The sequence below is a fragment of the Vibrio sp. OPT46 genome (assembly GCF_015163535.1).
Lineage (GTDB): Bacteria > Pseudomonadota > Gammaproteobacteria > Enterobacterales > Vibrionaceae > Vibrio > Vibrio alginolyticus.
Genome location: NZ_JADDYG010000397.1, coordinates 75,945 through 84,108, shown reverse-complemented (window position 1 = coordinate 84,108; position 8,164 = coordinate 75,945). Strand labels below are relative to the sequence as shown.

10 protein-coding genes are annotated in these 8,164 nt (G+C 45.1%); 4 read left to right on the top strand and 6 right to left on the bottom strand.

Annotation, left to right across the window (positions count from 1 at the left end):
* The coding region (gene dnaQ / locus IQR33_RS18520) for a DNA polymerase III subunit epsilon (RefSeq protein WP_228013980.1) at nucleotides 1-509 on the bottom strand (509 nt) is incomplete at its 3' end.
* A gap of 59 nt (nucleotides 510-568) precedes the next feature.
* Here dnaQ and rnhA point away from each other — a divergent pair.
* Nucleotides 569-1,033 (top strand): ribonuclease HI, encoded by a 465-nt coding sequence (rnhA, locus tag IQR33_RS18515; protein ID WP_005380384.1) that lies wholly within the window; start codon nucleotides 569-571, stop codon nucleotides 1,031-1,033.
* Here rnhA and IQR33_RS18510 read toward each other — a convergent pair.
* The gene (locus tag IQR33_RS18510) at nucleotides 1,030-1,776 is read right to left on the bottom strand and encodes a class I SAM-dependent methyltransferase (protein ID WP_017636046.1); all 747 of its coding nucleotides are present in this window, start codon (nucleotides 1,774-1,776) and stop codon (nucleotides 1,030-1,032) included. The genes rnhA and IQR33_RS18510 overlap by 4 nt on opposite strands.
* Before the next feature lie 37 nt (nucleotides 1,777-1,813).
* On the opposite strand from IQR33_RS18510, the gene gloB reads away from it, so the two are divergent.
* The 3 genes from gloB to IQR33_RS18495 all read left to right on the top strand — a co-directional run bounded on the left by gloB (nucleotide 1,814) and on the right by IQR33_RS18495 (nucleotide 5,093).
* Nucleotides 1,814-2,572: a hydroxyacylglutathione hydrolase gene (gene gloB, locus IQR33_RS18505; protein WP_017636045.1), complete on the top strand. Its 759-nt coding sequence runs from the start codon at nucleotides 1,814-1,816 to the stop codon at nucleotides 2,570-2,572.
* A gap of 254 nt (nucleotides 2,573-2,826) precedes the next feature.
* Entirely contained in the window at nucleotides 2,827-4,410 is a 1,584-nt protein-coding gene (locus tag IQR33_RS18500; protein WP_017820746.1) for a lytic transglycosylase, read from the top strand.
* Entirely contained in the window at nucleotides 4,407-5,093 is a 687-nt protein-coding gene (locus tag IQR33_RS18495; protein WP_005380375.1) for a YIP1 family protein, read from the top strand. The genes IQR33_RS18500 and IQR33_RS18495 overlap by 4 nt, the downstream gene beginning before the upstream one ends.
* A gap of 1 nt (nucleotide 5,094) precedes the next feature.
* Here IQR33_RS18495 and IQR33_RS18490 read toward each other — a convergent pair whose 3' ends face one another.
* The 4 genes from IQR33_RS18490 to tilS all read right to left on the bottom strand — a co-directional run.
* On the bottom strand, nucleotides 5,095-5,940 hold the full coding sequence (locus IQR33_RS18490; RefSeq protein ID WP_017636044.1) for an endonuclease/exonuclease/phosphatase family protein: 846 nt from the start codon (nucleotides 5,938-5,940) through the stop codon (nucleotides 5,095-5,097).
* Nucleotides 5,941-6,080: 140 nt separating this feature from the next.
* Nucleotides 6,081-6,419 (bottom strand): nitrogen regulatory protein P-II, encoded by a 339-nt coding sequence (gene glnB / locus IQR33_RS18485; RefSeq protein WP_005380372.1) that lies wholly within the window; start codon nucleotides 6,417-6,419, stop codon nucleotides 6,081-6,083.
* A gap of 186 nt (nucleotides 6,420-6,605) precedes the next feature.
* The gene (locus IQR33_RS18480; RefSeq protein WP_017636043.1) at nucleotides 6,606-6,920 is read right to left on the bottom strand and encodes a c-type cytochrome; all 315 of its coding nucleotides are present in this window, start codon (nucleotides 6,918-6,920) and stop codon (nucleotides 6,606-6,608) included.
* A 70-nt stretch (nucleotides 6,921-6,990) separates the two neighbouring features.
* The coding region (gene tilS, locus IQR33_RS18475) for a tRNA lysidine(34) synthetase TilS (RefSeq protein WP_228013979.1) at nucleotides 6,991-8,164 on the bottom strand (1,174 nt) is incomplete at its 5' end.

Below are 8,164 nucleotides of genomic sequence, written 5' to 3'. Positions count from 1 at the left end.
AAAGCTCCGTGGAGTGTACGGTGCGAGTTATCAATACCGTAACGTTCACATAAGATATCAAGGTTGTTTCGCTTACCAGGGAAGATTTTCTTCGCCATTGCAAGGGTGTCGGTCACCTTGCAGTAGTCGTCAGTTTTGCCGATGTTAGGATCGAGCATGCCAAACTCGTAATCCATAAAGCCGGTATCGAAGGGCGCGTTGTGGGCAACAAGTTCTGCGCCTTTAATAAACTCAAGAAACTCTTGGTGCACGCTCGCGTATTCCGGTTTATCAACCAAGAATTCATCCGTAATACCGTGAACTTCAACCGCTTCTGGTTGGATTTCACGATCGGGTTTTAAATAAACGTGGAAGTGACGACCAGTCAGCTTACGGTTGATGATCTCCACGGCACCGATTTCAATAATGCGGTGTCCCATGTAGTGAGGACCACCCTCGCGGTTCATACCTGTGGTTTCGGTATCGAGAACGACAATGCGGTTATATTCAGAATTGCTGCTGGTATTCATAAGGTTATGTATGTCAGACTATGCTTTATTAAATGTTTCGGCTAATAGTACCAAAAAATATGACCAAACACGTTGAGATTTTCACTGACGGTTCTTGTTTAGGTAACCCAGGACCAGGTGGTTACGGCATAGTATTGCGTTACAAAGACGTAGAAAAGACACTTTCCAAAGGCTATACGTTAACTACCAACAACCGCATGGAAATGTTGGCGGCTGTCGTCGCGCTACAGACGTTAAAACAACCTTGTAAAGTCACTTTAACGACTGACAGCCAATATGTGCGCCAAGGTATTACTCAGTGGATCCATAACTGGAAGAAGCGTGGTTGGAAAACAGCGGATAAAAAACCCGTGAAGAATGCCGATTTATGGCAAGCTCTAGACAAAGAAACCGCACGCCATCAAGTTGAATGGCATTGGGTAAAAGGCCACGCGGGCCATCGTGAGAACGAAATGTGTGATGAGCTAGCCCGGACTGCTGCAGAAAACCCAACTGAGGAAGATACAGGTTACCAACCCTCTTAGCGAGATTCTTTCCTCATAGTGTTACCCTCTCGATTCATCACCCCAAGTGGTGTGAGCTTTTTCTTCAAGCGCCAATGCGGTTTGATAGGCTTGAGAGGGTATGTCCGTTTCCGCGCGACTATGTAATACAAACTCCCAGCGGGTGATGCCCAATCACCAAGACTATTTTCCAACCATGTCCACATCGTACGGTAACGTTTCATCGGAAACAGCGCATAACGATCACAATGAATCACTTGATAATTAAGTAACCCTAACCAATCTTTGATGCGGTTCGACGTAAACATTCGTCCACTCCAAGGCAAATTATGTTTACGCCATGGAAGCAAACTCGCTAATCCAGTCAAGCTTAATGGGTTGAATCCAGTAATAATTACATAGCCATCATCCATCATCACTCTATCGACTTCACGCAACAAACGGTGTGGATCGCTTGCATAGTCGAGCTGATGAGCGAGTATCACAACATCAAAGCTTTTTTCCAAAAAGGGTAATTCGTAACCATCTGCAATCACATTATGCAACGGGTTCTGGATATCTACGTTGACTTGGTGTTGAATGTTACAATTACAGCTGGTTAGCTCACAGCTCAACCCGCCCAGTTTGAGCATATGGTAGCCGAAGAGTTTCGGGCACCATTCATCAAGTCGGGTCTGGATTGACTCAAGCACCCACGGACCGTTGTTCATTGCTGACCAAGTCGACGGGTGTGGTATAGTTTTGTTGCTGAGTGCTGGTTTCATTAACCACCTGACTAAAATGGGTGACGGAGAACGAATCGTGTTAGAGATCAAAAGCATACCCGCATTTAATGATAATTACATCTGGCTGATACAAAATAGCGATAAGCGCTGCGCAGTCGTTGATCCGGGCGATGCGAAGCCAGTATTAGAATTTCTGCAGGCTAACGAATTAACTTTAGAAGCGATTTTAATTACGCACCACCACAACGATCACATTGGTGGCGTTCCAGACTTAGTGCGTGCATTTCCTGACGTCGCCGTTGTGGGCCCAAAATCAGAGCCAATTCCAACCCTAACGACACCAATGGAAGAAGGCGACAAGCTGGAGTTGTTTGGTGAGATTTTCTTAGTACTTGGGTTACCCGGCCATACTTTGGGCCATATCGGTTACGTTGGGGACGGAAAACTGTTTTGCGGTGATGTGCTCTTTTCTGCTGGCTGCGGTCGTATTTTTGAAGGTACGCCTGAGCAAATGTTTGAATCACTGAGCAAACTAACGTCTCTACCAGAAGAAACTCAAGTCTTCTGCGCGCATGAATACACCGCGAGTAACGTGGCGTTTGCTCTAGCGGTTGAACCTGACAATGAGCAACTTCGCCAATATCGCGACGATGTAAACCGACTGCGAGCACTCAACATTCCGACACTTCCAACAACAATACGCAAAGAAAAGTGGATTAATCCGTTCTTGCGAACCTCTAACCCTGACGTGGTTCAATCTGTTGCTAGTCGCATTAAAAATAGCGATCCATGCTCGGTTTTTACTGCTTTACGCGAGTGGAAGAACGAATTTTAACCATTTTCTGCTTGTAAGTTTGCAAGACCCCAGTATTATCAGGGACTGATTTTTCGAGAAGCGCCACTGGCGCTTCTCTTACGTTTGGGGTTGATATAAATCTATTTGAATTTCTCCCCATTGCATAATTAGAAGCTCTTTGCCTCTATAAATTAGTTAGTGTTTAAAAGATGTCTATTATCTTGCGACTGCCACGCACATTACGTTGCGCGACAGGCAGGTGAAGATAAACAGGCCCTAAATAGGCTGAATCCATGCGTTTGAAGTATACTTGGGCGTTGGCGTTGTTATTATCTGGCTGTCAATTGACTCAGTCAGATTCAACGTCTTCTACACCAGAAACCAATAAATCTGAGCAGACTGCAAAGCAAAATGCAGTAAAAGCTCAACCGGGCAATAAATCGTCACTAGCAAAAAAATCCGCTAACGACGCGCCTAAAGTTCTCTCCCCCCAAGAACAAGAAGATGTGTGGCAACGTATCGCCATGCAGCTGGACATGGATATCCCAAACCACAAGAAAGTGGACTACTACCGTACGTGGTATTTAAAGCACCCAAATCACCTTTACACGGTATCTAAGCGTGCGACTCCTTTTCTATACATGATCACAAAACGTATCGAAGAGCGCGGACTCCCAATGGAGCTTGCATTACTTCCTGTAGTGGAAAGTTCATTCGATGCCTTTGCCTACTCACATGGTAGCGCGGCTGGGTTGTGGCAATTTGTCCCAGGCACCGGAAAAATGATGGGATTAGAGCAAAACTACTGGTATGACGGTCGCAGAGATGTGGCAGCAGCAACGGATGCAGCGCTGGACTACCTAGTACAACTAAACGAGCGTTTTGATGGTAACTGGGAACATGCAATCGCCGCTTATAACAGCGGTGGAGGCCGAGTTTCTAGCGCAATTCGTAAGAATAAAAAGCTCGGTAAACCTATCGATTTCTTCTCATTAGACTTACCAAAAGAGACCAGCAGTTACGTTCCTAAGCTATTGGCCTTGGCTGACGTTATCGCAAACCAAGACAAGTACGGACTTAATATTCCTGCAATTCCAAACAAGCCTGTTCTAACGCTTGTTGATCCAGAAGAGCAGTTAGATCTGGCTATTGCCGCAGATTATGCCGGCATTAGCGTAAAAGAGTTGCAGAGTTACAACCCAGCATACAACCAGTGGTCGACAGCGCCTGAGGGGCCGCACCAACTTTTGATTCCCGTAGAGAAAAAAGAGACTTTTCTCACCAAGGTGGAGAAAAATCGCGGTAAAGGGATGAAGGTCGCTCGCTACAAGGTGAAATCTGGTGACTCTTTAAGCGTGCTAGCTAATAAATACGGCACAACCACGAAAGTCATTCGACGTGCCAACGGCCTATCGAATAACAACATTCGTATTGGTCAATACCTATTGATTCCGACATCAACAAAAGACGATGCAAAATATGCATTAACGGCACAAAACCGATTAAACAAGACTCAATCTCGTGCTCGTGGTCAACTCAAGCTCACCCATGTCGTTCAGTCTGGAGAAAGTTTGTGGTCAATCGCACGTAACAATAAAGTGTCGTATAAATCGTTAGCTAAATGGAATGGTATGGGCCCTAAAGATCCATTGCGTGTGGGTCAAAAGCTAGTGATTTGGAAAGACTCAGACAAAGGTTCTGTGATCCGTACCGTTTTCTACAACGTTCGCTCTGGCGACACCATTAGCGGCATTGCAAGCAAGTTCAAAGTAAAAACGAACGACATCGTGAAATGGAACTCGCTACACAAGAAAAAATACTTACAACCAGGTCAAAAGCTTAAGTTGTACGTTGACGTAACGAAGGTAAGTGTATGAACCCATCAAGCAATCCACTTGTGATGCTGTTGGACATTTTTCGTTCTCCAACATCTTGTTTTCTTGCGCTTTATCAACGCGGTGGATGGGGATGGCAACCGTTCATCTTCCTGATGCTTAGTCCGTTTTTATTCTGGGGTGCTTACTTTTCGAATGTCGATTTCACGTGGCTCAGTGACCAACTTGCTGCGCAATTTCAGCAAATCGACCCGAAGCAGATTGAGCTATTAGAACCAAACACGCTAATGGCAAGCGCGATCATCAATGATGTATTCAACCGCTTTGCCACCTTACTATTGCTCGCGCTTTGGTTCTTTCTTGCAACAAAGGCAAGCAAACAACAATACGGTTACTGGAAATGGTTTGCCGCATCGTGTGCTATCTTATTCCCAGCAGTATTGGGCGATGTAGCAAGCTACGCGAGCTTGCTACTCAAGCATGGTCAGGTAATGACTTACGCTGCCGATTTAAATAGCCTCAATGGTCTATTAAAGCTGCCTCTTACTAACGAATGGTCTCATTTCGCTAGCTCGTTACCTTTGCTTCTGCCTTGGTACATTGTGCTCGGCTACGGCGTTGTACTGACGTGGACGGAGTTTGAACGTGGCCAAGCTTTGGTGATAGCAAGCCTGCCATGGGTATTCTTCTACGTTATTTGGGCACTTTATATTGTGGTAACCTAAGCTAGTTATTTAACGTAAATGACAATAACAATGGGTTATGATCGGAAGCGTCGCTCTGCGGCGCTTTTGCGTACTTAAGCGTCAGACCTCGGTAAAACACATGGTCCAGTGGTAACCCTGTTATAAATTGGACTCGATGATCCGGCAAGAACGTCACCTCTTGTAAGTCCGCAGCCTTTAAGGCCTGCCTCATCGCATTAACGCGAGATTCACTCCAGCTATTGAAGTCTCCAGCAAATAGAATTGGCCCCACATGATGCTTTAAAAGCATTTCAACCGCCGTTAACTGAGATACATACTCTTTTGTACCCACGGTGAAGTTAATTGCATGTACATTCACCACTGCGAGTTTCTCGCCATTACTCAAGTGATACTGGCTATATAATGCAGACTTAGGTAAGCGAAGCCACGGCTCTTTAGAGGTGTAAGCGCAGGCTTTTTCTGGTTGCCCTTGAGCAATACTAATTACACCGGCACCGCTACCCAGCGCCTTAAAAGCACTCACTTGATTACTAACCCAGCGACCATCCACCAACCACTGTTTAAATGATGGTGTCATGCTGGCTTCTTGCAATAACAGTAACTGCTTATCAGCAGAAAACTCATCGAGTGCACGTTGCCAATTAGCCCGGTTCTGTTTGTAGATATTCCAGACAAGCACATTGATTTTGCCGTCATGATCGAGAGCTTTTGAATCGCTAAATTCGATGCACCTGATATCTTGTGTCAGCTCGGTACCTGTTTGAGTAATAATTTGCGGCTGATCTGGTACGGTGAAAATAACCTGGAAGCCAACCAATACCGCCATTACGAGAAAAGCTAACGCCAGAAAAAAACGCTTAAACATACGACAAACCTGAATGTAGGCACCCGAAATCTAGAACAACAAATCTCGGGTTAAATGATTTCACTAATAAGCAAACAACAAAAAAGGAGCCACTTGGCTCCCTTTTAGCATAATAAATACGAAACAAGTGACAAGAAACCTTAGATCGCGTCTTCGTCTTCTTCACCAGTACGAATACGAACCACACGCTCAATATCAGTGACGAATATTTTACCATCACCAATCTTACCAGTTTGCGCGGTTTCAATGATTGTCTCTACGCATTTATCAGCCACATCTTCCGTTACAACGATTTCGAGCTTCACTTTAGGTAGAAAGTCCACCATGTACTCTGCACCACGGTAAAGCTCGGTGTGACCTTTTTGGCGACCAAAGCCTTTCACTTCAGAGACGGTCATCCCTGTAATGCCAACTTCAGCTAGCGCTTCTCGAACATCATCCAGTTTAAATGGCTTGATAATCGCTTCAATTTTTTTCATGTTCATCCCTTAAGCTTCAATCGATTGCGCTTATTATCGTTTAGCGTTTCGCAACATTCAATGTTTGTCTCTGATCCACCAGCGAAAATCCAGGCTGAGCAAATTAACATAGCGAATATCGTGAGTTGATAAAACCCAATGAGGACTGCTCAATGCCCAATCGTCCAAGCTTTTTCAGACTCGCGTTTACTTCAAACTTGCGTAGTAAGCCGCTAGGTTAGCGATATCTTCATCAGACAACAATGAAGCTTGAGCTTGCATCACAGCAGCAAGCCCACCTGTTCGCTCTTTATTTTTATAAGCTTTAATTGAACTGATAATATATTGCTCATTTTGCCCTTTCAGATTTGGGTAACCCGGAATGACAGCAATACCATCAGCGCCATGACACGCCGCGCATACTCCCGACTTTGCTTGACCTGCTGCAGCATCTCCCGCAGCTAGAGCCTGCCCACTGAACATGGTTAACGCCACCATTGCACCCATGATTGTTTTCTTCATTGCTTCACCTAATCAATTATTATTTAAGGATTTTTATATTTTATAATCGACATTGTGGCATGAATTTTCATTACCTGCGCCAAATAAGTTCACAATCTTGACCATTAAACGCCTGATCAACGAACAGATCTGCCACAGCAACGACTCGGTCTTGGTACATTAAAATCGGAATTTGACGACGCAGCCAGCTTGGCACATTGTATTCTTGGAATAACTTCTTCAGTTTTCGACTGTGATTACGCGTGGTTGGATGCGCTGATAAGCCTTCCGGATTGAAGGTCACGCGAAGCAATTCTGGCTGACTCGGTAGCGCAATCGTTGCGTTACTAGAACTCGTCGTTAAGGTCAGCTCCCCGAGTCCCTCAGGCAGCGACAAAGTCGCATCAACTTGAATCGTACTTTGCCACTTAGTGACATCAGCCGTTTCCGTTACCCAATAGAGACGATTTCGAAAACGGCGCACTTCACCTTGTTTAAGTTGTAGTTTGGGGTTGGCATCTTGCTGAGCTAATGCCACTTCATTCCAGATAAGATTGAGTTGTACCTGAGTCGGCATACTAGTATTAAGCTTAGACAGCCACATACGAATCAAGCGCGCACGCGCTAATCCACTGTGCTTAGCCAGTTCTTCAATACTCAAACTTAGATCCGTTTGTAAAGCGCGTTCAAACACCGCGCTCAATAGTTCATCCAATAGCGCTTCTTGTTGAGCACATAAGTTTGCACTGCGCTGAACCGCTTGATGGATACTCGGCCAACGACCAGACAATTCAGGAATAACACAATGACGAAGAAAGTTACGATCATAACGGGTATCTTGATTGCTTTCGTCTTCCACCCACTCCAAGCCTAATTTAGTAGCGGCGTCTTCGATGGTCTTCCGCTTGATAGTAAGCAATGGTCGAACTAGAGATCCGCAAGAAAACGGCATACTCTCCGCCATCGAAGATAACCCTTTTGGCCCGCTACCGCGCTTAAGAGCAAGGAGAAAAGTCTCTATTTGATCGTCGGCATGTTGACCAGTCAACAGTATATCGCCTTCTTGAATGTACTTAGTTAAGGCTTGGTAGCGAGCTTCACGAGCAAGAAGTTCAATACTTTCACCATTGCTGATGTCTAAGCTCACTCGCTCAATCGAGCAAGATATCCCCACTTGTTGTGCCCAAAGTAAGCATTTATCGGCCCAATTATCGGCATTCGAGCTTAAACCATGGTGCACATACACAGCGTGACACTCTATCGAA

Coding starts and splice junctions, on each gene's coding strand:
- glnB (WP_005380372.1), bottom strand. CDS start 6,419: ATGAAAAAAATTGAAGCGATTATCAAGCCATTTAAACTGGATGATGTT.
- IQR33_RS18500 (WP_017820746.1), top strand. CDS start 2,827: ATGCGTTTGAAGTATACTTGGGCGTTGGCGTTGTTATTATCTGGCTGT.
- IQR33_RS18510 (WP_017636046.1), bottom strand. CDS start 1,776: ATGAAACCAGCACTCAGCAACAAAACTATACCACACCCGTCGACTTGG.
- rnhA (WP_005380384.1), top strand. CDS start 569: ATGACCAAACACGTTGAGATTTTCACTGACGGTTCTTGTTTAGGTAAC.
- IQR33_RS18495 (WP_005380375.1), top strand. CDS start 4,407: ATGAACCCATCAAGCAATCCACTTGTGATGCTGTTGGACATTTTTCGT.
- IQR33_RS18480 (WP_017636043.1), bottom strand. CDS start 6,920: ATGAAGAAAACAATCATGGGTGCAATGGTGGCGTTAACCATGTTCAGT.
- IQR33_RS18490 (WP_017636044.1), bottom strand. CDS start 5,940: ATGTTTAAGCGTTTTTTTCTGGCGTTAGCTTTTCTCGTAATGGCGGTA.